Raw genomic sequence first — 25,140 nt, 5'->3', positions numbered from 1 at the left:
TTTAAATACTCGCTTAGGTTTTATTATGGTAAATAGTAAATTTTATAAAAACCTGGGACCGCATAAATTATCCACAATTATCGAATTTTTACAAGATACTATAGAAGTATCTATAGGTAATTATGAAGATGTAACTATTCACGATATAAAAACCATCGAAGAAGCTTCCTCGCACGATATTACCTTTCTAAGCAATCCTAAATATGCAAGTTTATTAAAAGATACTAAAGCTGCTGCTGCAATCGTTCCCAAAGATTTTGCCGAAGAAGTAAATAATCATATAATCTTATTAAAAACACAAAATTCATATTTTGCTCACGGCAAGTTAATTAACTTTTTTTATAGTCCGGTAAAGTCTTATCAGCCAAAAATAATGAAATCGGCAAATGTGGCAGATTCAGCAATTATCGGTAAAAATTGTTATATAGGACATAATGTTGTTATTGAAGATAATGTCGTTATAGGTGATAATAGTGTAATAGAATCCGGAACTTTCATAGGTTTTGGTGTAACCATTGGCAAGAATGCTTTAATATACTCAAATGTTTCAATAACTTATAGCATTATAGGTGATGATGCGGTAATTTTATCGGGCGCACGAATCGGCCAAGACGGTTTTGGCTTTTCTACTGAAAAAGGAGTGCATTATAAAATATTTCATATTGGTATAGTTAGAATCGGTAATAATGTTGAGATAGGCGCGAATACTACCATCGATAGAGGTTCGGTAAGTGATACGATCATAGCTGACCTATGCCGTATAGATAATTTAGTACAGATCGGACATGGTGTAAAAATAGGTAAAGGATCAATTATTGTAGCGCAGGTAGGAATAGCTGGCAGTAGCGTAATCGGTCAATATTGTGCGCTCGGCGGTCAAGTTGGTATAGCTGGTCACTTAACGATAGGTGATAAGGTGCAGATAGCAGGGCAGGGCGGAGCAATTCAAGATATAGAAGCGGGTCGTATTGTTGGTGGAACGCCCACAGTATCAATTAGAGATTGGCATAAACAGTCAATAATTATGAAACAATTAGTAGAGGCAAAAAGTAAATAAATGACTATTGAGATTGTTGAAATTATGTCGATGCTACCGCATCGCTACCCGTTCTTATTAATTGATAAAGTATTAGAGTTTGATATTGGTAAGTCTATCAGCGGCATTAAAAACGTTACTTTTAATGAACCACAATTTATGGGGCATTTTCCGGAAAAACCTGTTATGCCGGGTGTGCTAATAGTTGAAGCAATGGCACAGTTGGCAGCTATTTTGGTTGCAAAATCTTTAGATTCGACTAAAGATAAAGAAGTTTTTTTAATGTCTATTGAAGAGGCGAAATTCCGGAAAATTGTTCAGCCCGGCGATACTATGTATATTCATGCGCAAATCGAACAACAAAGGGGCCCGGTGTGGAAATTTTATAGTAAAATTATGATTGACGGCACGCTGGCTGCCGAAAGTAAATTTACTGCAACAGTTAGAATTCGTGTTTAAAATAGGAAGTAATAAGTGGTAACATCTAATATACATCATACTGCAATAATAGATCAAAATGCTTCTATTGGTGAGAATGTAAAAATTGGACCTTATTGCATAGTGGGCCAAGAAGTAGTGCTTGGCGATAATGTAGAATTAAAATCTCATATAGTGATTGAAGGGATAACTAAAATCGGTGCAAATACGGTAATTTATCCTTTTGCCTCGCTCGGTCAACCTCCGCAAATCTTAAAGTACGCTCAGGAAAAATCTGAAACAATTATAGGTGCTAATAATACTATTCGTGAATATGTAACTATTCAAGCCGGAAGCAAAGATGGTGGAATGGTAACAACAATAGGCGATAACTGTTTATTTATGGTGGGGGTTCATATCGGTCATGATTGTCAGGTTGGTAATAATGTGGTATTTGCCAATTACGTAAGTTTAGGCGGTCATGTTAAAGTTGGTGATTATGCAATTATCGGCGGGCTTTCTGCAGTCCTTCAATATGTACGAATCGGTGCACATTCAATGATTGGCGGAATATCGGCAGTAGTTGAAGATTTAATACCTTTCGGGCTTGCTAGTAGCGAGAGAGCAAAGCTTGAAGGTATGAATTTAATTGGTATGAATAGACGAGGCTTTGACAAAACAGAAACTTTAAGTGCTATAAAAGCACTTGAAGAAATTTTTTCCGGCGAAGGAATATTTACCGATAGAGTTAAAAAAACTTCAGAAAAATACAAAGATAACTCTATTGTCCAGCAAATTATCGAGTTTATTAATCAGGATCTATCTAGGTCCTTTTGTTTGCCAAAAAAATAAATTGACATTGAGGATACATGTCTTAAACTGTTTTTATAAAAAAAAAGTGGATTAACTCTATGGCAACTATAAATTTATCGCTTGAACAATTACTTGAAAACTACAAAGACAAAGAAGAACAAAGGTTAGATAGTCTAGGATGGGAATATAAAAATTTATCTGAGTTAATGAGCAAGGATCCCCAAAATACTAAATTTTTAGTTGATAATGTAGATTCTATAGAAGAGCTAAAAGACATCAATGGAAATATTCTCCAACTTATCAAATTATTTTCTACGAATCCCAGTGAAGCAAAATACCTAATTGAAAATATAGACGCTATAAAGAAACTAGATAAATTAGGGGTGGAGATTGAAACTCTGGAAGACATTATTTATAGAGACAAAAGGTTAGACAAAGCAAAATATCTAGTTGAAAATGTAAACTCTATAAATGAATTAAGTAAGTTAGGGTTAGAGAACAAAACTCTTGAATATATTATTAATGAAATTATTGATGAAAGGAAAAATATTGAGAAAGCAAAATACCTCATTAAAAATGTAGAATCTATAAAGGAATTAAGTACCTTAGGGTTGGAGAGTAACACTCTAAGATATATTGTAGATGAAGTTATTTATACAAGCGAAAACGTTGAAAAAGTTGAAAAACTAATTACAAATGCAAAGGATATAAAAAAATTAAATGATTTAGGATGGAAAATTAGCGCACAATACTCAGAAGTATTTGAACAAACAAGCTTTTTACTTAAAAATATCGAAGGTATAAAAAAATTAAAAGAAAATGGTTATAATATTTTTGAGCTTAGTAAATTATATGGTCAAATAGTTTATAATGAAGAAATTCGTTTCATGATTAAAAATCCCGAACGAATAATTGCTCTCCAAGATGCAGGATGGAACATAAAAGAAGACTACAAAAAACAAATTAAAACAGGCTTAGAAAAATTTGTAACCGCATTAGAAAAAGTTAAGGAACTAGAAGGAGATGTTCCTTCCCTTGCATCACTTTATAAAATTAAAGAAGCGGAAGTAAAAAATTTCATAGAAAATAGCAAAAATTTAGAGAAATTATCTAGCTTAGGAATACCTGCAAGAGAGATACAGGATTTTCATTTTAAAACTACCGAAGCACAATTTTTAATGGATAACCCTGCAAAAATAGAAAAATTATCAAAAGTAGGCTTAGGTTTTAAACAGTTAAAACAATTATACGATATAAATCCCTTTTATTTCAAAATTATAGTGAAAAATAGTGATAAAGTGGAAAATATTTTAACTAATTATAAAGCTTCAGAATTAATAAATTTATTTAAGGAAAACCCTAAAAATGCAATAACTTTAGTAGAAGAAGGTTACATTACTCAACCTTTGCGAACCTCAAGAACTTCAAATAGAAATAATAAAAGTTTATTTGAAGAAATGCAGGAGGCAACCGTGCCATTATCGAGCCCTGAAATTCAAAACAGTAATAGTAAAAGTATACCTGAAAAAATTAGAGAAGCAGAACTATCACCACAAAATGTTTCGAGTACTACTAAAGCTGCTTATAAAAGAAATAGTTCGTGGGATGATGATTTACCTCCTATGGTTAAGAGAGAAGAAATAGGGACAGAAGCAGGGAAAACTAAAATACGTAATAAATCTAATCTATGGCAAGCAGATGATTTACCTCCTATGGTTAGGAGAGAAGAAATAGGGACAGAAGCAGGGAAAACTAAAATACGTATATTAGAGAGAGGCTTTAAGAACGGTAAAGGAATAAATGATAGAAAAGAAAATAAGAGTGCCTCAAAAGAAAAAATTTTAGAAGAATTAGAAAATTTAAAAAATACAAACGAAGTGAAAAAATTAAAGGCTAAATTTGAAAAGTTTCAGCAATCAGAAGGCCAAATAGATACTAAATTACAAAGAAAGGTGGCGCGACAAAAACTGTCTCGTATACCGTAATAAAATTATTTTTATTTAATAAGAATTCTCTAGCTCTTCTAAACTCCATCTAGCTCTTGGGCAGAAATTTACCGGACTAAATAAATTATTATTAAAGCGCTCAAGCCCGGCATAAGCAATCATTGCTGCATTATCGGTGCATAACTTAATAGGAGGAGCAATAAGCTCATAGTCGTATTTTGCTAATTGTTCGGTCAATAATTGACGTAAGTATCCGTTTGCAGCGACTCCGCCGGCAATTACTATATTCTTGTGTTTTTCCAAATTAGCTCCACAAGACTGTGGGGAATTTAGATGTTCACCTAGTAAGTATAAGCTACGCTCATTCACTCCTTGTTTTACGTTCAAATTTAAAAGATCATTTGAATATGAGTCCTCGGCAATAATTTTCTCATAAACTTTAATCGCTTCTAAAGTTTTTATAGTTAAAATTTCACCAATTGTATATTGAAAGCTGGCGGCTATATTATTAATTTCTAAATCACTGATATTTTTAAGTTTTATTATCAACGTACGCACGGCAGTTTTAAGACCGGAAAAAGACATATTACAATCGCTGCTATTAATAATCGGCTTCGGTAGAATATATTTATGAGGATCGCCAAGTTTGGCTCTTTTTTCTATTTCTGGTCCTCCGGGAAAGGGCAGTCCTAGCATCTTAGCGACCTTATCAAATGCTTCACCGACTGCATCATCAATAGTTTGTCCTAGAATTTTATATTTACCTAAAGCCTTGACTGCTACAAATTGGCAATGTCCGCCTGATACTAATAACAATAAATAAGGATATGCTATTTTGTGAGTTAGGCGAGCAGTTAGAGCGTGACCTTCTAAATGATTAATAGCGATGAAAGGTTTTTTTAAAACGCTAGCAAGAGTCTTGCCAAACATTGCGCCGACTATAACGCCCCCTATTAACCCGGGGCCGGAAGTTGCGGCAATTGCGCTAAGCTGCGATAATTCAACTCTGCTTTCATCTAATGCTTGCCTCAATGCTTTCTCTAAATTAGCTAAATGCGACCTTGCGGCGATTTCTGGGACTACTCCTTGAAAAATTTCGTGTTCTTTATTTTGAGAAATTACTATATCGGCAAGGATTTTATGATTCGAGGTAACTATTGCTACTGCCGTATCATCACAACTTGATTCAATTCCTAGTATTGTTGTTGAGTTGTTCAAAAAGCTTCCTGTTTGGTTTTTTTGAGTAGTAAAGTATTGTCATTCTCGCTACCTGAGGTCATTCCTGCGAAAGCAGGAATCCAGCCCTTACTTTGTCATGCGGAATAAGTTTGCCACATTTTTTTAGTAGATTCTGAAATAAATTCAGAATGACTCTAATACTGTCATACCGTGGTCAAGCCACGGTATGACAGTATTAGAGTCATATACCAAATGAATTACCGCAACCGCATTTTGTTTTAGCTTGGGGATTACTAACTTTAAAATATGAGCTACCAAGTTCCTCTATAAAGTCTAAAACACATTCTGCCATAAAGTTTTTAGAGATTGGGTCGATAATAATCGTAGCATTATTTTTGGTAACGATATAATCATCATCTTCAATAGTGTCTTTTGCTACAAGTTCGTAATTATACATAAGTCCTGAACAGCCGCCGCTATCAACTGAAACCCGGAGTGCTAAATTCTCGTTTTTCTCTAGCTTAATTAATTCCTGAACTCGCTTGAAAGCGTTATCGGTTATTGTTATGGACACAAAATACCCTTGTAAAAACCTTATTAATTATATAGTATATGCGTGTTATAGTATTGTACATTAGTTCTATGTCATTCCCGCGTAGGCAGGAATCCAGATTTTTTGTCATGCTGAACTTGTTTCAGCATCTGTTGCAAGAGATCCTGAAATAAATTCAGGATGACTATTATTTTTTCTGGATTCCTGCTGCCTACGCGGGAATGACCTCAATCACTATATTACTACATATTTAATATTTTTTCAAGATGGAGTGCAAAATGCTTGCTTCATATGCTTGTGATCCAGCGAAGAGTAAAGGCAGATTATATCCTGAATCTCCAACCTCTTACAGAAATGAGTTTGAACGTGATCGTGACCGCATTATTCATACTAATGCTTTTAGACGTTTGCAGTATAAAACGCAAGTTTTTATAAATCATGAAGGGGATCATTATAGGAATAGGCTAACCCATTCTTTGGAAGTTTCCACGGTTGCAAGGTCGATAGCAAACACTCTAAATTTGTCAAGCGATCTAGCGGAAGCTATAGCACTTGCTCATGACCTTGGGCATACCCCTTTCGGTCATGCGGGAGAGATTGCCTTGAACGAATGTATGAAGGAATACGGGGGATTTTCTCATAATGCACAATCTCTAAAAATTTTAACTGCGTTAGAAAAAAGATATGCTGCTTATCACGGAGTAAATCTAACCTGGGAAGTTTTAGAGGGGATTGTTAAGCATAACGGTCCTTTAACAGAAAATGTAAATGAATATATAGCGGAATATAATAAAGAAAATGATCTATATCTTGAAACTTATGCAACTGCTGAAGCGCAAATAGCTTCGCTCGCCGATGATATTAGCTATATCTCTCATGATTTAGAAGATAGCATCGGAGCTAAAATTATTGATTTTAATCATTTAGGAGAAATCAAATATATCGATCAACATATTTTTGAGCTTAAGGCTAAATTTAAAGATATAAATTCTTCCTGTTTAATCTATGAAATAGTCCGAAGATTAATAAATGAGTTAATTACCGACTTATTAGGACAGACAAGAGATAATTTAAATAAAGAACAAATCAAAAGTGTTGGGGAAATACGTAATTTAAATTATCAAATAGTTGATTTTACAGATAGTGCCAAGGAGCGCATTAATGAAATCAAACAATTTTTATTTCAGAAAGTTTATAGAAATAACAGGATTACAGCTATTACTTATAAATGTCAAAAAATTATCAGAGGTTTATTTGAAGTTTATATGGGTGATATTAACCTATTACCTTTTAGTTGGAAAATACTGATAAAATCGGAAGATACTAACTCGAAAGCCAGGATAGTTGCAGATTACATAGCCGGTATGACTGATCGTTTTGCCATCGGTGAATACAATGAACTTTGTTCACTTAATTTTAACAATATATAAAGATACTCGTTGAATTTGAAAAATTGGCGGTGTTGCTTCTCGCTTTCGATCCCTACGTATTAATTATACGCTGCGGTTAAAAGCTCCAAGGCGCCTTGCTCTTTTTCAACTTGAACTTCGTATCTCAATTTTTTATTTTGACTTATGAATATATTTAACCAATTAAAACAAGACATAATTACTGCCGGCACACAGATATATAGCAATCACGATATAGCAAAAATTACTAATATTGAGATTCCTAAAGATAATTTTAACGGTGATTTATCGAGCAATATAGCGATGATTATTGCCGCTAACGAAAATATTTCTCTCGGTACTTCTCCGCGGGAAGTAGCAATAAAATTTAAAGAAATTCTTATATCGCTGCCTTATATCGCTAGTATAGAAATAGCCGGACCGGGCTTTATAAATTTTACTATTAAAGCTGAAAATTGGCATAGTGCTATTAAAGATATATTACAAAATGAAGAAAAGTTTTTTGCAATTGATATTGAGAGTAACAAAAATATTAATATCGAATATGTTTCGGCAAATCCCACCGGGCCTATGCATATAGGGCATGCAAGAGGGGCGGTATATGGGGATGCGCTCGCCGGAATTTTACAAAAAGTCGGATATAACGTTACAAAAGAATATTATGTTAATGATGCCGGCTCGCAAATAGATGACTTAGTTAATGCTGTAATATTGCGTTATCAGGAAGCTTTAGGGGAAAAAATCCAAATACCTGAAGGGTTATATCCGGGAGAATATCTAATTCCTGTTGGTCAAAAGCTAGCAAAAGAATATGGTGACAAATTACTTGCCATGGATAAAGCGCAAAGATTTAAATTGGTTAAAAACTTTGCCGTGCAGGAAATGTTGTTGTTAAATAAGGAAGATCTAAAAGAGCTCGGTATCAAACATGACGTGTTTTTTTCGGAGCAATTATTGCATGATAACGGTAAAATAGACGAGGCCGTCAAGTTGTTAACCGATATGGGGCTGATTTATGAAGGAGAATTGCCAGCTCCTAAAGGCAAAATTCATGAAGAATGGGAAAATAGAGCACAAAAACTATTTAAATCTACCCAATTCGGCGATAATCAGGATAGACCTATTGAAAAAGCTGACGGTAGTTGGTCATATTTTGCTGCCGATCTTGCTTATGCCAAGGATAAAATAGACCGCGGAGCTAATCACTTAATTTTCGTACTCGGCGCTGATCATAGCGGCTACGTTAAAAGGATTGAGGCCGTGGTAAAAGCTTTAGGTGCGAATAAAGTTAAAGTTGACGTGAAAATCTGTCAACTAGTAAATTTTGTGGAGAATAACGTGCCGATAAAAATGTCAAAACGTTTGGGCAATTTTACCAGTGTTAGGGACGTGAATAAGGAAGTAGGAAAAGATATAATAAGATTCATGATGCTTACACGTAGGAACGATGCTACCCTTGATTTTGATTTAGTAAAAGTAAAGGAACAGTCAAAGGAGAATCCTATATTTTACGTACAATATGCTCATGTACGGGCAATTTCGATATTAGCAAAAGCTAGAGAGATAATGCCGGAAGCGTATGAGAATTTTAAAGCTAATGAGTATGATTTGTCATTGCTTTCTTCAGAAGAGGAAATAGCAATAATTAAGCTTCTTGCATCTTGGCCAAAGATGCTCGAAAGTGCGGCAAAATATTTTGAACCGCATCGTATCGCATTCTATTTAATAAATTTGGCTTCCAGATTTCATGCCTTGTGGAATTTTGGTAAAGAAAATAATGATTATAGATTTGTAATTGAAAACAATAAAGAATTAACCAGTGCTAGACTGGCACTAGCTAAATCCATTCAAAAAATTATAGCTAGTGGTTTGGAAGTTATAGGGGTAGAACCTATGGACAGAATGTAGGTATACGCTCGTCTTTTAAGAATTGTTGTTTCATTTTATCAGGGATTCATGTGCTCACCTATTAAGTATAGGCTGCGCGCACTCACCCTTCAAAATAAAATCCAATTCTTAAAATACTTCACGTATACTTTTTTTTAAGGTTTCTTTGATGTTATTCCTGCAATCAACCGATGACATAAGGGGCAAGCGGGAATAACATCAAAATTTTGTAAGCAATACCTAAATAAAACCTCTTCAAATCATGAATAACAATATTTTATTTAAAATTTTTATTATAATTATAATATTGTCAACTTCCGGCTATTTTTTATATCATTACTATTATAACAATAAGCCAGTAATTACCATTTACCCTGATAATTTACCGACAAAAATTAAACCGCAGGAAATAGAAAAAATAAAATCTTTCAGTACAGGAAGCACAATATATGAAAATCTTACTTCTAAAAAAACTTTAATCAAAGATGCCAGGCTTTTACCAGAGCCGGAAAAGCCTCTAAGTATAGATTCCCGTCGGCGAACAGATAAGGAAATAGAAGATTTACTAACTGATTTTTCTAGTTTGGAGCAGCAAGTGGAGCCGCTTGATAAAATTTCTGATTTAATATCTTTAAGTGATATCGTTGGTGATGTTTCTGATTCTCCGAAGATAGAAGAAAATACAACAGGTTTAAATATAATAAAAATTAATCGAGAAAATGAAAAAGTTGAACGAGAGCAAGACCGTACCGAGGTAGAAGGCTATAAAATTCAACTTGCTTCGGTAAAATCTGAAGCGGAAGCAATTGAGGAAGGAGAAAGAATTAAAAAGAAATTTATAAAAATTCTTAAAAACGCTGATATTACTACTAAAAAAGTTAAATATGATGACGGAAAATTTTTCTATTTAGTATTAGCAGGCGATTATGAAAGCCTGTCTCAAGCTAAAGCGGTTTGTAAAAAACTGTCTTATCAACATCAAAGTTGTGTTTTGAAATAATTTTTAATTATTATATTTATAACTGAGTGCTAAATTTATTGTTTTATAAATATTTTTTAATAATTGTGCTTTTTTGCCTCGTTGTGGGATAATAATTTTAACCTTAACGTTATATAATGTTTTTAACGCCTCAATGATTAATTGCGGTTTTATAAGCGCATAGTTGATTATTATTTCTTTAGGAGGTTTTCTAGTTTGATAAAATTGTCCGATAAAGGACTCTAAAACTTTTGGTATTTGGCTTTCTTCCGTATGGATAGGAAAATAAATTTGCTCTCCCCATTTCTGCGCTCCCCTATATAATAAAACTCCTATACAATATTTATTATGTTTTTTAGCAAGAGCAATAACATCTGCATCGATAATACCCGTATATTGCTCACCAATATTTAACCGAGAATACTTCAAAGTCTTAATCCTGTCCCTAATTATTGCTGCTTCTTCAAATAAACAGTTATTGCTTAATTCTTGCATTTTATTTGCTAATTTTTCTAATAATTGTTCTGTTTTGCCAGATAAAAAATCTTTAGCCTGATTTATTAATTCATTATAATTCTCTATGGAAATTTCTCCTGTGCAAGGAGCGAAACATTTCCCGATTTGATATTGTAAGCAGGGACGTTCTCTGGAAATAAAATAACTATCTATGCATGTCCTTAATCTAAAGATTTTTTGTAATTCTTCAATAACGATATCTGTTTGATAACCTGAGATAAAAGGGCCATATAGTATCTCGTTTTCAGTTTTATTACTGCGATATTTTATAAATTGAGGAAAATCATGATCTAATCGTAATTTTATATAAGTAAAGGATTTATTTCTCCTGAGTAAAATATTAAAACGCGGCTGAAATTTTCTTATTAAGTTTGCTTCAACTAAAAAAGCTTCAGCTTCTGATTCAGTGATTTGATATTCTATCGAACAAACCTGATGTACCATTCTGGATATTCGTCCTCGTAAGCCCGGAGCAATATAATTAGTTAGGCGTTTTTTTAGGTTCTTGGCTTTACCGATATAAATGACTTGCTGATCGGCATTGGCCATAAAATAGACGCCTGAGGTTGCAGGAGTATCTTTCAATAATTTTTGAATTAATTTTTTACCGTGCTCTACATTATTCTCTGGCATTGAAAAATATAATTTTATATTTTCTTTATAATCAATTGATTTAAACTAGCCTACATCGTTGCTCGTCGTCTCGCCTATTTTTATAGGCTTCGCTTCTCGCGCCTTGTATGCTAATCCAACTGAATTGATTATATAATTAAAATATATTACAGATTGTGACAAAGCCAAGCTATTTAAATTTTGATAATAGAAGTTACGCCTGGAGAAAAGGTCTAGATTACCGTGAAAAGTCTGAGCTTTATAAAGTAGGGAAGGGGGAGCAGGGTGTATTGATCTGTGAGCCATATAAAAGTGAAATATTACCTTATTGGCGTTTTAAAACTCCTGAAATTGCCAGAATAAGTAGTGAAAAAATATATGAAATGTTTTTAAATTATTTAAAGCAAGGCGAGTTTGTGGGTAGCGATATGGCTCGAAAATATTTACAAATGGGTTTTACGAGAGCTAGGCGCTATACTAATTACAAAGGTGGTAAGAAGTACGATGCAGAACATAATCATAAGCAACTAGAGCGTGGCACGGGTGACCCGGAAAAAGCCGTGAGTGCCGATATATTTTTTAAAAAATGGCAAGAAGCGGAAGAGAATGAGGAATATAAAAATATGAAAATAAAGTGGAAAGAAAAGTATGGTTAAGCTATTGTAAACAGTAAATAAAAGATGTATTATACACTATATTAAACAAAATGAATTTGTTTAGTAAATATAAATAAAGGTAAATTTATGAAAGAAATTAATTCAAGCGCTGCTAAAGAAGATATTGAAGGTATAAAAAAAGATATAGAGAGTTTAGTATCTCGTTTAAGCAGTTTAAAAGGTAAGTCCGGTGAAATTATGAGCGAGCAGTTAGAAAATCTTTCTAGTGTTATATCTCACTATAAGGATAAAGGGATAGATAAAAGCAAAGCTAATATAGGCGATTTATGTGAGTCTACCCGTGACCATCCACTTAGAAACCTCGCATATGCTTTCGGTATCGGAGTAATACTTGCTATTCTTATTAAATAGGTAAATTTAATGTTAAAAGCTTTATTGTTTGAATTACTAAAAAGTAGAATGGTGGAAGAAAGAAAATCTTACGCTAAACCTTTTGTCTATTTTTTTAATATCTTAGGTTTAAGCTTGTTAATTATTGCTAAATATAATTACTGGCCTGATACTAGGGAATTTACTTTTTTTATAAATGGTGCAATTTTATGTATTGCGATAGCAATTATTATCGAGTGCATTAGATGCTACTTAAAATGTAAAAATAGATACAAAACTATAAATAGTTTAAAGTCATCAAGTAGAGATTTAGCAGATAAAGCAACTACTCAGGTTGCTCGCTTATTTACTTCAGATTCAGTAGCTAGGTGTGTACCGATAATTATTCGCTATGTTCCAGGCACTATACTAACATTTTTAATATGTGCTTATATTAAAAGAAAATTCGCCAAAAATATTACCTACCCGCTTTTAGGTAAGTGGGTAAAATAAAAATTAAGATTAAGATAATAGTAATTTTGCTATATTAGCAAAGTTACTATTATCTTACTTAAATTTTTTTAAGAAGTTTTATATAGCATCTGTAATTCCACTTAAGCCTACTTCACCCATGCCTAAGGTAAGTGCATTTATATCTTCAGAAACCTCAAAACTTTCTGAAGCTTTTTCAATGTGTGAACTATTTACTTCAGCAGTAGGATGCTTAAGTAATAACTCAAGGACTTCCGGATTTTCTGAAGTTTTGTCAATAGCTTTGTTAATGTGTGAACTATTTACTTCAGCAGTAGGATGCTTAAGTAATAACTTAAGGACTTCCGGATTTTCTAAAGCTTTATCAATAGCGTTGTCAATTTGTAAAATATTTACTTCAGCAGTCTTATTTTTAAGTAGTAACTCAAGGACTTTAAGAACTTCCGGATTTTCTAAAGTTTTGTCAATAGCTTTGTTAATGTGTAAAATATTTACTTCAGCAGTAGGATGCTTAAGTAATAACTTAAGGACTTCCGGATTTTCTGCAGTTTTGTCAATAGCGTTGTCAATGTGTGCACTATTTACTTCAGCAGTAGGATGCTTAAGTAATAACTCAAGGACTTCCGGATTTTCTGCAGTTTTGTCAAGAGCTTTGTAAATGTGTAAACTCTTTACTTCAGCAGTAGGATGCTTAAGCAATAACTCAAGTACTTTCGGATTTTCTAAAGCTTTGTTAATGTGTAAACTATCTACTTCAGCAGTAGGATGCTTAAGTAATAACTCAAGGACTTCCGGCTTGTCTAAAGCTTTGTCAATATACCAATTGTTTATTTTAATAGTAGTAGGACAATTATTTATTAATGTAGAAAGAATTTTAAAGTCAAGGTTTTCTAAAGCTTTTTTAATATAGCTGTGTTTTACTGCTTTAGAGCACTTACTAAGTAATACTTCAAAAAATTCAGAGTTTTTGGTATCGTCGTCTATGGTTGCGTTAATATACGTATGTTGTACTTTAAAAGCAAGATTATTAAGCAATATTTTGAGAGATTCAAAGTTTTTGGTGCTTAAAGCCTCTTTAATGTGACTATATTCTATTTGAGCAGAATAATGATTACATAGTAGTTTAAGAATTTCCGGTTTATTAAGAGCTTTTTCAATAATTGATTCCTCTATTCTAATAGTGTGATGTTTAAGTAAAATTTCAAGGATTAATGGATTATCAAAAGCTTTAATAAGATGCGATTCTTCAATTTTAACGGAATAATGCTTAAGTAATATTTTAAGAATTTCTGGATTTTTAGTAGCTGCCTGTACAATATGCGATTCTTCAATTTGGACCCTAGCAATAGTATTCAAAAATAAATATTCAAGATATTTTGAACTCAATGGATCTGAGCTTTCTATAAATTTACTGATATCGTTACTAGTTATTTGTTCTTCTTCCAATAGTAGTAATTGAAAAATCTGTCCTAGAGATTTTTTATTTTCGTTAAGTGGCATAAATATACTTCATAATTAAATTAAACTTTTAACGCAACGCCATATAACATGGTTTTAGACATTTTTCAAGAAAAGGTTTGCAATAATTAGCATTTTTAATAATAAATATTAATGTAAATTAAGAAAAATGTGATTAGTTTATCGACTTTTTATTGAGATAGATTAGATATCTTTAATTAGTTTATTATTGAGTTATCTCTTTTATTTAAAAAACACTTAATAGCAGAGCAATTATGATAAAGATAAAAATCAGTCTAATTTAATGAAGATACTCAAATCTATCAGGTAATTTAATTTAAAAATATCTAGAAATTTTGAAGCCAATAAAGAGATAGTATTACGAAAAGATGATAAGTTTATTGTTCGCTAAAACAGAGAAAGGCTTAGTAAATAGGCAAAGGGAATTGAAGGGAGTAAATAAAATTTTACAAAAAGAAGATTCTTTTTTGAAGATTCAGAGAATGATGTAAAAGTTCCAAATAGTGCAATAAACCCTAATGTAAAACTAAAAAAGTCGATTCTTCAAAATAGATAAAATGTAATTTTGCATTCATATAAAAAAAGAAATTTAAAAAATATTTAAGATAGTGTTTGACATGGTAGAGAATAATAGATATAAAACTTCTCAACAAGGTTTGCAAAAACTTTGTTAGCTGTTTAAAAAGTTGATAAAGCTGAAAAAACTAAATACACACCGCGAATAAATAAAAATTTATATCGTGAGTAGATACTGTAATTTTTTACTCCAATGATTTTAAAAAGCAATTTATAAAATCAAAAAGAGTAATATAGAATTAGTTCTGTATACATCGTGTAATCTCAAGTTTTAATAAAGTAAATAAATAAGAGCATTTGGTGAATGCCTTGGCACTAGAAGGCGATGAAGGACGTAATACGCTGCGATAAGCTTCGGGGAGCTGCGAATAAGCTTTGATCCGAAGATTTCCGAATGGGGCAACCCACCTAATTTATTAGGTATTGTATAGTGAATACATAGCTATATGAAGCAAACCCGGCGAACTGAAATATCTAATTAGCCGGAGGAAAGGACATCAACCGAGACTCCGTTAGTAGTGACGAGCGAACGCGGACCAGGCCAGTGGCTTCAAAAAAATAACTAAAACAACATGGAAAGGTTGACCATAGAGGGTGATAGTCCCGTATAGGTAAAAAGTTTGAAGTCCTTGAGTAAGGCGGGACACGTGAAATCCTGTTTGAACATAGGGGGACCACCCTCTAAGCCTAAGTACTCTCTAGTGACCGATAGTGAACAAGTACCGTGAGGGAAAGGTGAAAAGTACCCCGACAAGGGGAGTGAAATAGTATCTGAAACCAAATGCTTACAAGCAGTCGGAGCAAGCGTATTTATATGTCTTGTGACGGCGTACCTTTTGTATAATGGGTCAGCGACTTAGTTTATCTAGCAAGCTTAAGCCGTTAGGTGTAGGCGTAGCGAAAGCGAGTCTGAATAGGGCGTTTTTAGTTAGATGAATTAGACCCGAAACCGAGTGATCTAGCCATGGCCAGGCTGAAGGTGGAGTAAGATCCACTGAAGGGCCGAACCCACTACTGTTGAAAAAGTAGGGGATGAGCTGTGGTTAGGGGTGAAAGGCCAATCAAACTCGGATATAGCTGGTTCTCCGCGAAATCTATTTAGGTAGAGCGTCATAGCATTACCATCGAAGGTAGAGCACTGAATGAGCTAGGGGGTCCTACAGACTTACCAAACTCAATCAAACTCCGAATGTCGATGAGTACAGCGTGGCAGACAGACTATGGGTGCTAAGGTCCATAGTCGAGAGGGAAAAAGCCCAGACCGCCATCTAAGGTCCCTAAATCATGACTAAGTGTGAAAGGATGTGAGAAAACCAAAACAACTAGGATGTTGGCTTAGAAGCAGCCATCATTTAAAGAAAGCGTAACAGCTCACTAGTCTAAATAAGTTTTCTTGCGCCAACAATGTAACGGGGCTCAAGTCATGTACCGAAGATGCGGATTTGCACTAAGTGCAAGTGGTAGCGGAGCGTTCCGTAAGCCTGCGAAGGTGAACCGTAAGGTTTGCTGGAGGTATCGGAAGTGAGAATGCTGACATAAGTAGCGATAAAGAATGTGAGAAACATTCTCGCCGAAAGTCCAAGGGTTCCTGCGTAAAGTTAATCTGCGCAGGTTTAGTCGGCCCCTAAGGTGAGGCTGAAAGGCGTAATCGATGGGAATCAGGTTAATATTCCTGAACCTGAGGGATGTGACGAAAATAGAAAGTTGTACAGACTTATTGGATTGTTTGTGCAGCGAATATTTTCCAGGAAATAACACCCTCGTTAAAGACCGTACCCCAAACCGACACAGGTGGACAGGTAGAGTATACCAAGGCGCTTGAGAGAACGATGCTGAAGGAACTAGGCAAATTGCATCTGTAACTTCGGGAGAAAGATGACCTATAGATGGGCAACCATTTGTAGGTGACACAAACTAGGGGGTAGCGACTGTTTATTAAAAACACAGGGCTCTGCTAAGTCAATAGACGACGTATAGGGCCTGACGCCTGCCCAGTGCTGGAAGATTAAGAGGAGGGGTGCAAGCTCTGAATTGAAGTCCCAGTGAACGGCGGCCGTAACTATGACGGTCCTAAGGTAGCGAAATTCCTTGTCGGGTAAGTTCCGACCCGCACGAATGGCGTAACGATTTCCCCACTGTCTCCAGTATCGACTCAGCGAAATTGAATTCTCCGTGAAGATGCGGAGTTCCCGCGGTCAGACGGAAAGACCCCGTGAACCTTTACTATAGCTTTGCACTGGTGTTAGGAATCAGATGTGCAGGATAGGTGGGAGACTATGAAATAGTGACGCTAGTCATTATGGAGTCATCCTTGAGATACCACCCTTCTGGTTCTTGACATCTAACCGAGATCCTTGAATCAGGATCCGAGACAATGCATGGTGGGTAGTTTGACTGGGGCGGTCGCCTCCCAAAGAGTAACGGAGGCGCGCGATGGTTAGCTCAGGTTGGTCGGAAATCAACTTTTAGAGTGCAATGGCATAAGCTAGCCTGACTGCGAGTCTGACAAGACGAGCAGAGACGAAAGTCGGTCATAGTGATCCGGTGGTCCCGCGTGGAAGGGCCATCGCTCAACGAATAAAAGGTACTCCGGGGATAACAGGCTGATGATTTCCAAGCGTCCATAGCGACGAAATCGTTTGGCACCTCGATGTCGGCTCATCACATCCTGGGGCTGGAGAAGGTCCCAAGGGTTCGGCTGTTCGCCGATTAAAGTGGTACGTGAGCTGGGTTTAGAACGTCGTGAGACAGTTCGGTCCCTATCTGCCGTGGGTGTAGGAAGTTTGAGAGGATCTGCCTTTAGTACGAGAGGACCGAGGTGGACGTACCCCTGGTGGACCAGTTGTCATGCCAATGGCATAGCTGGGTAGCTAAGTACGGAAGGGATAACCGCTGAATGCATCTAAGCAGGAAACCCACCTCAAAACTAGACTTCCCTATTAGAGCCGTGGAAGACCACCACGTTGATAGGTCAGGTGTGGAAGTGCGGTAACGCATGTAGCTAACTGATACTAATAGCTCGATTGATTTACTTTGCTGAGATTACACATGTATACAGTGTTAATTCTGTATGATACGGTAAGGATCTCACAAATAAATTTTTTAAGATACTGCTTAAAATTATTATTTTTAGTAAGTTATTGCTAAACTTTTTAATCTATCTATAATGGGTAAATTAAAAAGCGAAAGCAATAATAATGAAATTACTAAAAGCTAATTTTAAGTAGTTCTTTATATAGGTAATTTCAGCTTTATCAACACACCCAGCGAAAAAAATTGTCATTGTTGTACTTCTTATAGTCAGCAATGACGGTTCTAAACTTTAAAAAGTTTGTATTGCTGGCTTGGTGGTTATAGCATGAGTGAAACACACGATCCCATCCCGAACTCGAACGTGAAACCTCATTGCGCTAATGGTACTATGCCCTGAGGCATGGGAGAGTAAGTCGCTGCCAAGCTTGCAATGCAAATTTTTAACTCTTCTTCTTAAAGCTATTATTTTGTATAAAATATGGTTTTTCTCAATATATTTTCTATTCTTATTTTTTTAGTTAGTTTTCAAAGTAATATAGTTAAAGTAGTTGGATTTAATTACAAGGAGCGAAAGCAAACGCCTATAATAATAGGCGAGACGATAAGTAACTTATTAAGTGAATTCAAATCATGTGACTATAGTTATAAAAAAACCATTTACTTTGTAATTTTTTAGCTTTCTGTTTATATCGCCAAAATTGTAGTTGTGCTTTTTCGTACATTAAGCGTTTAGCTTTAGACATTGTTACAAGAATATCTATATCTAAAACAGAAAATCATTCTACTATAATCTTCATACAGGGTTTTTATCAAATTGTAATGCTAGAGAAGCAATTTCTGTAGCCCCTAACCTTGAGCTATCAAACCAAGTATTATAAAAATTTTTACAAGATTCAAAAACATCATATTGTCCACTCTGTAATCTTACAAAATCTTCCGTTAAGAAAAGGTTGTCAGTTCTAGTTTTTAATCTTTTTAATAGTTCTTCAAGTGGGCAATAAATTCCTACAAATTTTATTTTATAACCGTGCAGAGATTCAAGATAAAGTTTTGCCAGTTCTTGTGCATCAGGCCCATCTAGCGCAGTATCAATTACAATGTTAAAGTTTTTATTTAACAGATTCTTTGCAGTTGCAAGCAATATTGATGCAACAATTTTTCTTCTTGCCAATCTATTGTTATTAAAAAGACCTTTTAATCCATCATCATTTTGTTCAGTACCAACTTCATTTTCTATAAATTTAAATCCTTTGGGGAAAATTGTGCTATAAAATTCTCCAACTTTATCAATTTGTAAATGAACAAATTTACATCCCGATAGTTTACAAATTTCTTTAGATATTGTTGTTTTACCTGAGCATGAAGGTCCATTAATTATTATAATTTGATTCATATTAATTACCTTGTTTTTTATAAGTTAAATTTGTTTCTCAATTTAATATGAAGGGATTTAAAAAAGTATCATTAATATACATAACGAACAAGAATATTAAGAGATCAGCTTCTTTAAAATACTGAAACACAGGTTTACTGCACGGTGATTTACAAGATTAAATATTTTCATAAAATCATTTAAAATTTTAACATATAATATATTATCGTTAATTACTAAACAAATACATTATATGAGTTCTCAAAGCATGCTTACAAAAACCCAACCCCTCCCTTTTTTATGGTCGGTTATAAAGCCGTATAAATAATTTATATCTGATCATGGTGCTTGCACCGCTTGCAAACGGTTTCTCTCCTATTTTATATAACTATGCTGTAAAACTTTTGCTTGATTTATTTACCCAAAATGAAAAGATTACATTTGTACAAAGTTATAAACCGATAATATTTTTTGTAATGTCCCAAGCGATACTTGACATTGCTTGGCGTGCTCATAACTTTGCACAACTTAAGGCTATGCCTTATATCTTCCAAGATATGATGAATAAAATATGTCATCACTGTTTTAATTTATCATACTCCTATTTTCAAAATACTCTTTCCGGTTCCATAGTAGGAAAAGTACGTGGCATAGGTGATAATTATTATAAAATACATCAAGCAATTGAGCATAAATTAAGCGTACCATTCCTTACTACCTTATTTTCCGGTATTAGTCTTGCCTATACTAATATAAAAATATTTATTTTTATTATGGCTTTTACTGCTATTTATTTACCGCTTGCTTTAAAGTTCTTTACTAAACTTGCAAAGATGGAACAGGCTAAGCAAGATTCTTGGTATAATTTATTTGGTATAGTTGCTGATTGTATTACAAATATTTTCACTATTTTTTCATTTGCGGCAAAACAGCGAGAATTAAATAAAGTACAAGATTATTATCGCAATGTACATAATCCTTTAGTGATTAAATATTATAGATATGATCTCATTATCTCTATAATACTGTCCCTGATATATTGGGTATATTTGATAGGAGTATTTATATATGTAATTCACTTACGTAATACTGGCGAGATTGGTATTGGTGATATCGCTTTTATTATGTCGCTAACTTTTTTATTTGCTGAAAATTCCTGGCATAGCACTATGGAAGTTAAAGACTTTTTAGAAGACGTGGCTGCTTTTCGTTCAGCTTTTACAATCATGCAAATCCCGAAAGAGAATATAGACAAAGAAAATGCAGAGAACTTAAAAATTTCTAAAGGCGAGATTATATTTAAAGATATATGCTTTGCTTATACAGAGGGTAACGAGGTATTTAACAGTCTTAATTTGCGTATCAAAGCCGGTGAGAAGGTGGGTATTGTTGGGCATTCAGGTAGCGGTAAGTCTACTTTAATTTCGCTACTATTAAAAAATTTCAAAGCATCAAGCGGTGATATTATAATCGATAATCAAAGTTTGTATGATGCTTCTTCTGATAGTTTGCGTTCTCAAATATCATTAATTCCACAAGATATTATGCTTTTCCATCGTTCAATCAAGGAGAATATCGGCTATGCAAAAGAAAACGCTACGCAAGAGAAAATAGAAAACGCTGCAAAGGCTGCAAATATCCATGAATTTATTGAAACTTTACCGGAAAAATATAATACAATTGTTGGTGAGAGAGGGGTAAAGCTAAGCGGCGGGCAGAGACAGCGTATAGCGATTGCTCGTGCTATCCTTAAAAATGCACCAATCCTAATTTTAGATGAAGCAACTTCAAGCCTTGATAGTAAAACAGAGCAAGAAATACAAGAATCTATTAATATAATGCTTGATATTGAAAATGTAACGATAATTGCTATCGCTCATAGATTATCTACCATCAAACATATGGATAGAATTATTGTCATGGATAAAGGTCAAATTGCCGAAAGCGGTACTTTTAAAGAACTGCTTTCTAAAGATAAGGGAAAATTTAAGGAGCTTTGGGAACATCAAGTTAACGGATTCGTTTAGGTATACTACTTATCTTTCAAGAATTGCTCTTTCATTTTATTAAGGACCTCGTGATGCTCACGTACTAGATGTACGCTCCGCTCACTCGCCTATCAAAATAAAATTCAATTCTTGAAATACAAGCAGTATACTCGTTTAATTTGGAAAATTGGTGTTGTCGTTCTACAAAAGCTGCGGTACTCACGTATAGTATACGTTCCGTTCCTCGCTTTGTGAACTCCTAGCTCTTTTTGAAATTGACCTTCGTCTACCAATCTTTCTAGCACTACTAAGTAAAGATAGATATAAACAATTTTTTTCGTCATTGTGAGGAGAAACGTAGTTTCGACGCGGCAATCCAGTCAAAAAATATAAATTTATAGTACTTTTTATTATTTTTCTGGATTACCGCGCAGCCTGCGGTTGCTCGTAATAACGATGTCTATCTTTGGTTAGCAATGACACCTTTCTTAAATAGACAAATACTAAAAAATATAGTAAATCATAACTAAATCAACTAAACAGAATATAAAAATGACTAACTCTAACTTAAATAAAGCCGTAAGTTACTATACAGCCATGCGTGATAAAAATTTTGATGAAATGGCTGGATGTTTACATCCTAACATCCATTTTATAGGTCCATTATCGGTTATGGACGGTAAAGAGTTGGTCGTTGAAGCTGCTAAAAATTTTGCTATGTTTTTTAAGAATCTTACAATTAGTGAAAAATTTTATGCAGACAATAAAGTTATGTTAGCATTAGAATTTGATTGTCCTGAACCTATAAATGTTTTCAGGGGTGCTTCGTTATTATCTTTTAATGAAAATCTGATTTCTCGTATTGAGTTATTTTATGATGCTCGTCCTTTTGTAACAAAAAAAGAAGAGATTTTTAGTTAAATAAATCAGCTATAGTTATAATAAATATAAGGTTTTACGTGTCATGAAAATTATTTTTTAGAGCTGTCATACCGTGGTTTGTCCACGGTATCCAGATTAGAAATTTGTTATGGATAAAGGACAGATTGCCGAAAGCGGTACTTTTAAAGAACTGCTTTCTAAAGATAAGAGGAAATTTAAGGAGCTTTGGGAGCATCAAGTTAACGGATTTATTTGGACTTCGTGTAGTTTTTAAAAGTATTTATATTTGCAATAAAAACCTAAGTAATAATTTCTACTTAAAATTTAGATCAATTTACTATATAATCTAATTTTTAATTCGCTCAAACGTCTTATGCAAAATATAAATACTACTTACACCCTTCTTCTTATCGCAATAATAACATCATTATTTGTTAAAAACAAAAAGCCGTCTTATATTTTACTCATCATTACTAATTTGTTTGCTTTATACCAAGGTGTAATAAATATTGTTGGTTTCTTTTCTTTGGTTTTATTTGCCGGTATAATTTATTCTTATTTTAATTTTCAAAATCTCAATAAAATAGCAAAGATTTTATTGTTTTTAATAATATCCATTTGTGTAGCAGCATTTGCTTTGCATAAAGTGCCAGGATTTTTTAATATATTAGCAATTCACCAAATACAATTATCAGAATTATCCCCACCATTTTCAATGTATTTGAATTTTGATAAAGTTATGGCGGCTTTAATAATTTATTGTGTTAGTGATTTATATATTTTAGAAAAAAATAGTAAATCGGCATATATAAAATATACCATTACTTCCTTGTTATTATGTATTATAGTAATTCTCACTCCAAGCTTTATAAGCGGTTATATATTATTTGATCCTAAATTACCGGATATTTTACCGATTTGGACAATTAATAATTTCTTTTTTGTTTGTATGAGCGAAGAAATAATTTTTCGTGGTTTTATGCAGAGAACATTACAAGATATTCTAAAAAAGCAGCAAATATTAGCTATTATTATAACATCTTTAGTATTTGGGTTTGCTCATTTTCAAGGTGGCTTAATATATATGGCTTTAAGTAGTATATGTGGTTTTTTCTACGGTTATGCATATTATAAAACTGGTAAAATATTATGCTCTATGGTAGTGCATTTCGGTTTAAATCTATTTCATCTATTATTATTTACTTATCCTACCGCTATTAAAATTTTATGAAAAACAGCAATATAATCAACTTTATTTATGAAGTTTGTAAGCCGTTTAAATGGTTAATATTGGGGCAATTTACGGTTGCGATTGTATGGGCGATTGATATGAGTCTACGCCCTTATATACTAAAGCTCATGCTTGATAAAATTCCTTTATTAAATGCCGATAATGTAGCAAGCGAATTATCAGGATTAATGGTTTTTTATCTTAGTATGTCATTAGGAGTAAGTATTATATGGAGATTTATAGATTATACTCGCATTAAATTAAAATCTCCGCTAAAGCGTCACATAACAGATACTTTGATGAACAAAATGATGCAGCATTCGCAAACTTTGTTTCAAAATCATTTTGCTGGAAGCCTTGCTAATAAAGTAAAAGACGTAATGAATAATATTCCTGATTTGATAGATATAGTAATACTTCAGTTTTTTGGTAATTTTATAGCGGTAGTGATATCTATTTTTACGGTTTGGACTATAAATTATAAATTTTCATTATTATTGGGTATTTGGGTAGTTATTTTTACCCTCAGCGCAATTTATTTTTCAAAACGTGCACGAGAATTATCCAAGAAATCCTCTGAAACTCACTCAAAAGTAGTCGGGTATGTAGTTGATATATTAAGTAACATTGTCAGCGTTCATTTATTTGCTTCAAAAAGAATGGAATCGAGGAGATTGGGAAGACAGCTTGACGAATATGTACAAGCCCATCAGAAACGTGACTGGTGGTTTTTATATATGTTTGCTTTTCAAAGTATATTATTTATTGTTTATCAAATTATCGGCTTTGTTCTTTTAATATCCGGTTTTAAGGAAGGTAGTGTTACTCTAGGCGATTTTGCACTACTTATAACCCTTAATATCTCTATTGTCGATATTTTATGGGCTTTATCACGTGACATTCTAAATTTTGCTAAAGCAATAGGTGAAACTAAACAGGGGCTTGATATTGTCTTAACACCAATGGAGATTGCCGATAAGCCTGATTCTAAAGCTTTAAAAATAAAAGAAGGGAAAATAACTTTTGATAAAGTAAAATTCCAGTATAAAAACACTGCGCCATTATTTCAAAATAAATCGGTTATTATTAAGGCTGGTGAAAAAGTAGGGCTTGTTGGTTATTCCGGTAGCGGTAAAACTACTTTTGTAAATCTAATTTTAAGAATGTATGATATAAATGAAGGTAGTATTTTTATAGATGATCAAAATATTGCAAGCGTAACGCAGGAATCGTTGCGGAGTAATATAGGGGTCATACCGCAGGAAGCTTCGCTTTTCCATCGCAGTCTTATGGAAAATATTCGTTACGGTCGCTTAGATGCTAGTGATGAGGAAGTAATAGAAGCAGCAAAAAAAGCTCATGCGCATGAATTTATCGAAAGACTTCCGGAGCAATATGAGTCTTTAGTAGGAGAGAGAGGGGTTAAATTATCAGGCGGGCAGCGTCAAAGGATAGCGATAGCTCGGGCAATACTTAAAAATGCCCCGATTTTAATTTTAGATGAAGCAACTTCGCAATTGGATTCGGTAACGGAAAGTTATATACAGGAAAGCCTATGGAATTTAATGCAGGGGAAAACAACTATAGTGATTGCACACCGCTTATCGACCCTACTACATATGGATCGGATTCTGGTTTTTGATAAAGGTAAGATTGTGGAAGATGGTGAGCATGGGGAGTTACTTACAAATAAAAAACTTTATAAAATTCTGTGGAATGCACAAATAGGCGGTTTTTTACCGGAGAGAATATAG

Annotated in this window: 20 protein-coding genes, 2 rRNA genes and 1 pseudogene; 17 read left to right on the top strand and 6 right to left on the bottom strand. The window is 33.7% G+C overall.

All coding sequences use genetic code 11. From position 1 onward, the window contains the following. The first annotated feature begins 25 nt into the window (after positions 1–25). The 4 genes from lpxD to OTR29_RS03405 are packed head-to-tail and all read left to right on the top strand — an operon-like array spanning position 26 to position 4,251. Complete coding sequence (gene lpxD / locus OTR29_RS03420; protein WP_422229262.1) at positions 26–1,057, top strand: UDP-3-O-(3-hydroxymyristoyl)glucosamine N-acyltransferase; 1,032 nt, start codon at positions 26–28, stop codon at positions 1,055–1,057. Further along, positions 1,058–1,495, top strand: a complete 438-nt coding sequence (fabZ, locus tag OTR29_RS03415) for a 3-hydroxyacyl-ACP dehydratase FabZ (RefSeq protein WP_422229261.1) — start codon at positions 1,058–1,060, stop codon at positions 1,493–1,495. It abuts the gene before it with no gap. Positions 1,496–1,510: 15 nt separating this feature from the next. Next, positions 1,511–2,305, top strand: coding sequence for an acyl-ACP--UDP-N-acetylglucosamine O-acyltransferase (lpxA, locus tag OTR29_RS03410; RefSeq protein ID WP_422229260.1), 795 nt, complete (start codon positions 1,511–1,513; stop codon positions 2,303–2,305). 59 nt (positions 2,306–2,364) lie between these two features. Beyond that, positions 2,365–4,251 (top strand): hypothetical protein, encoded by a 1,887-nt coding sequence (locus tag OTR29_RS03405; RefSeq protein WP_422229259.1) that lies wholly within the window; start codon positions 2,365–2,367, stop codon positions 4,249–4,251. 15 nt (positions 4,252–4,266) lie between these two features. On the opposite strand, the gene tsaD is transcribed toward OTR29_RS03405, so the two are convergent. Together tsaD and OTR29_RS03395 are read right to left on the bottom strand one after the other, a co-directional pair. Further along, on the bottom strand, positions 4,267–5,430 hold the full coding sequence (gene tsaD / locus OTR29_RS03400; protein WP_422229258.1) for a tRNA (adenosine(37)-N6)-threonylcarbamoyltransferase complex transferase subunit TsaD: 1,164 nt from the start codon (positions 5,428–5,430) through the stop codon (positions 4,267–4,269). A gap of 202 nt (positions 5,431–5,632) precedes the next feature. Next, positions 5,633–5,965 (bottom strand): iron-sulfur cluster assembly accessory protein, encoded by a 333-nt coding sequence (locus OTR29_RS03395; protein ID WP_422229257.1) that lies wholly within the window; start codon positions 5,963–5,965, stop codon positions 5,633–5,635. 257 nt (positions 5,966–6,222) lie between these two features. On the opposite strand from OTR29_RS03395, the gene OTR29_RS03390 reads away from it, so the two are divergent. The 3 genes from OTR29_RS03390 (at position 6,223) to OTR29_RS03380 (ending at position 10,240) form a co-directional block, all read left to right on the top strand. Further along, positions 6,223–7,374: a deoxyguanosinetriphosphate triphosphohydrolase gene (locus OTR29_RS03390; protein WP_422229256.1), complete on the top strand. Its 1,152-nt coding sequence runs from the start codon at positions 6,223–6,225 to the stop codon at positions 7,372–7,374. Positions 7,375–7,518: 144 nt separating this feature from the next. Beyond that, entirely contained in the window at positions 7,519–9,261 is a 1,743-nt protein-coding gene (argS, locus tag OTR29_RS03385) for an arginine--tRNA ligase (protein ID WP_422229255.1), read from the top strand. Positions 9,262–9,502: 241 nt separating this feature from the next. Continuing rightward, positions 9,503–10,240 (top strand): SPOR domain-containing protein, encoded by a 738-nt coding sequence (locus OTR29_RS03380; RefSeq protein WP_422229254.1) that lies wholly within the window; start codon positions 9,503–9,505, stop codon positions 10,238–10,240. A 3-nt stretch (positions 10,241–10,243) separates the two neighbouring features. Here the strand turns inward: OTR29_RS03380 and uvrC are convergent, their stop codons facing one another. Both uvrC and OTR29_RS03370 read right to left on the bottom strand, forming a co-directional pair. Then, positions 10,244–11,368 (bottom strand): excinuclease ABC subunit UvrC, encoded by a 1,125-nt coding sequence (uvrC, locus tag OTR29_RS03375; RefSeq protein ID WP_422229253.1) that lies wholly within the window; start codon positions 11,366–11,368, stop codon positions 10,244–10,246. A 48-nt stretch (positions 11,369–11,416) separates the two neighbouring features. Then, a pseudogene (locus OTR29_RS03370) lies at positions 11,417–11,500 on the bottom strand (palindromic element RPE2 domain-containing protein); the annotation flags it as partial. 23 nt (positions 11,501–11,523) lie between these two features. On the opposite strand from OTR29_RS03370, the gene OTR29_RS03365 reads away from it, so the two are divergent. The 3 genes from OTR29_RS03365 to OTR29_RS03355 all read left to right on the top strand — a co-directional run bounded on the left by OTR29_RS03365 (position 11,524) and on the right by OTR29_RS03355 (position 12,846). Then, positions 11,524–12,003, top strand: coding sequence for a DUF4385 domain-containing protein (locus OTR29_RS03365; protein ID WP_422229252.1), 480 nt, complete (start codon positions 11,524–11,526; stop codon positions 12,001–12,003). Positions 12,004–12,090: 87 nt separating this feature from the next. Further along, complete coding sequence (locus OTR29_RS03360; RefSeq protein WP_422229251.1) at positions 12,091–12,375, top strand: hypothetical protein; 285 nt, start codon at positions 12,091–12,093, stop codon at positions 12,373–12,375. Positions 12,376–12,384: 9 nt separating this feature from the next. Beyond that, on the top strand, positions 12,385–12,846 hold the full coding sequence (locus OTR29_RS03355; protein WP_422229250.1) for a hypothetical protein: 462 nt from the start codon (positions 12,385–12,387) through the stop codon (positions 12,844–12,846). A gap of 78 nt (positions 12,847–12,924) precedes the next feature. On the opposite strand, the gene OTR29_RS03350 is transcribed toward OTR29_RS03355, so the two are convergent. Then, positions 12,925–14,325, bottom strand: coding sequence for a hypothetical protein (locus OTR29_RS03350; RefSeq protein ID WP_422229249.1), 1,401 nt, complete (start codon positions 14,323–14,325; stop codon positions 12,925–12,927). Positions 14,326–15,157: 832 nt separating this feature from the next. Between OTR29_RS03350 and OTR29_RS03345 the strand changes: the two genes are divergently transcribed. Both OTR29_RS03345 and rrf read left to right on the top strand, forming a co-directional pair. Beyond that, a 23S ribosomal RNA gene (locus tag OTR29_RS03345) occupies positions 15,158–17,916 on the top strand. A gap of 307 nt (positions 17,917–18,223) precedes the next feature. After that, positions 18,224–18,338: ribosomal RNA gene (rrf, locus tag OTR29_RS03340) — 5S ribosomal RNA — on the top strand. A 368-nt stretch (positions 18,339–18,706) separates the two neighbouring features. Here the strand turns inward: rrf and OTR29_RS03335 are convergent. After that, the gene (locus OTR29_RS03335) at positions 18,707–19,306 is read right to left on the bottom strand and encodes a phosphotransferase-like protein (protein WP_422229248.1); all 600 of its coding nucleotides are present in this window, start codon (positions 19,304–19,306) and stop codon (positions 18,707–18,709) included. 320 nt (positions 19,307–19,626) lie between these two features. Here OTR29_RS03335 and OTR29_RS03330 point away from each other — a divergent pair, with 320 nt between their 5' ends. The 5 genes from OTR29_RS03330 to OTR29_RS03310 all read left to right on the top strand — a co-directional run bounded on the left by OTR29_RS03330 (position 19,627) and on the right by OTR29_RS03310 (position 25,140). After that, the gene (locus OTR29_RS03330) at positions 19,627–21,312 is read left to right on the top strand and encodes an ABC transporter ATP-binding protein (RefSeq protein WP_422229247.1); all 1,686 of its coding nucleotides are present in this window, start codon (positions 19,627–19,629) and stop codon (positions 21,310–21,312) included. Between the two features lie 513 nt (positions 21,313–21,825). Then, positions 21,826–22,194, top strand: coding sequence for a nuclear transport factor 2 family protein (locus OTR29_RS03325; protein WP_422229246.1), 369 nt, complete (start codon positions 21,826–21,828; stop codon positions 22,192–22,194). 109 nt (positions 22,195–22,303) lie between these two features. Continuing rightward, positions 22,304–22,429: a hypothetical protein gene (locus OTR29_RS03320; protein ID WP_422229245.1), complete on the top strand. Its 126-nt coding sequence runs from the start codon at positions 22,304–22,306 to the stop codon at positions 22,427–22,429. A gap of 99 nt (positions 22,430–22,528) precedes the next feature. Further along, the gene (locus tag OTR29_RS03315) at positions 22,529–23,386 is read left to right on the top strand and encodes a CPBP family intramembrane glutamic endopeptidase (RefSeq protein WP_422229244.1); all 858 of its coding nucleotides are present in this window, start codon (positions 22,529–22,531) and stop codon (positions 23,384–23,386) included. After that, entirely contained in the window at positions 23,383–25,140 is a 1,758-nt protein-coding gene (locus tag OTR29_RS03310; protein WP_422229243.1) for an ABC transporter ATP-binding protein, read from the top strand. The genes OTR29_RS03315 and OTR29_RS03310 overlap by 4 nt, the downstream gene beginning before the upstream one ends.

This window comes from Rickettsia endosymbiont of Halotydeus destructor, assembly GCF_049278075.1.
Taxonomy (GTDB): domain Bacteria; phylum Pseudomonadota; class Alphaproteobacteria; order Rickettsiales; family Rickettsiaceae; genus Rickettsia.
The sequence above is the reverse complement of the archived record's forward strand: the minus strand, read 5'-3'. Positions and strand labels throughout refer to the sequence as shown.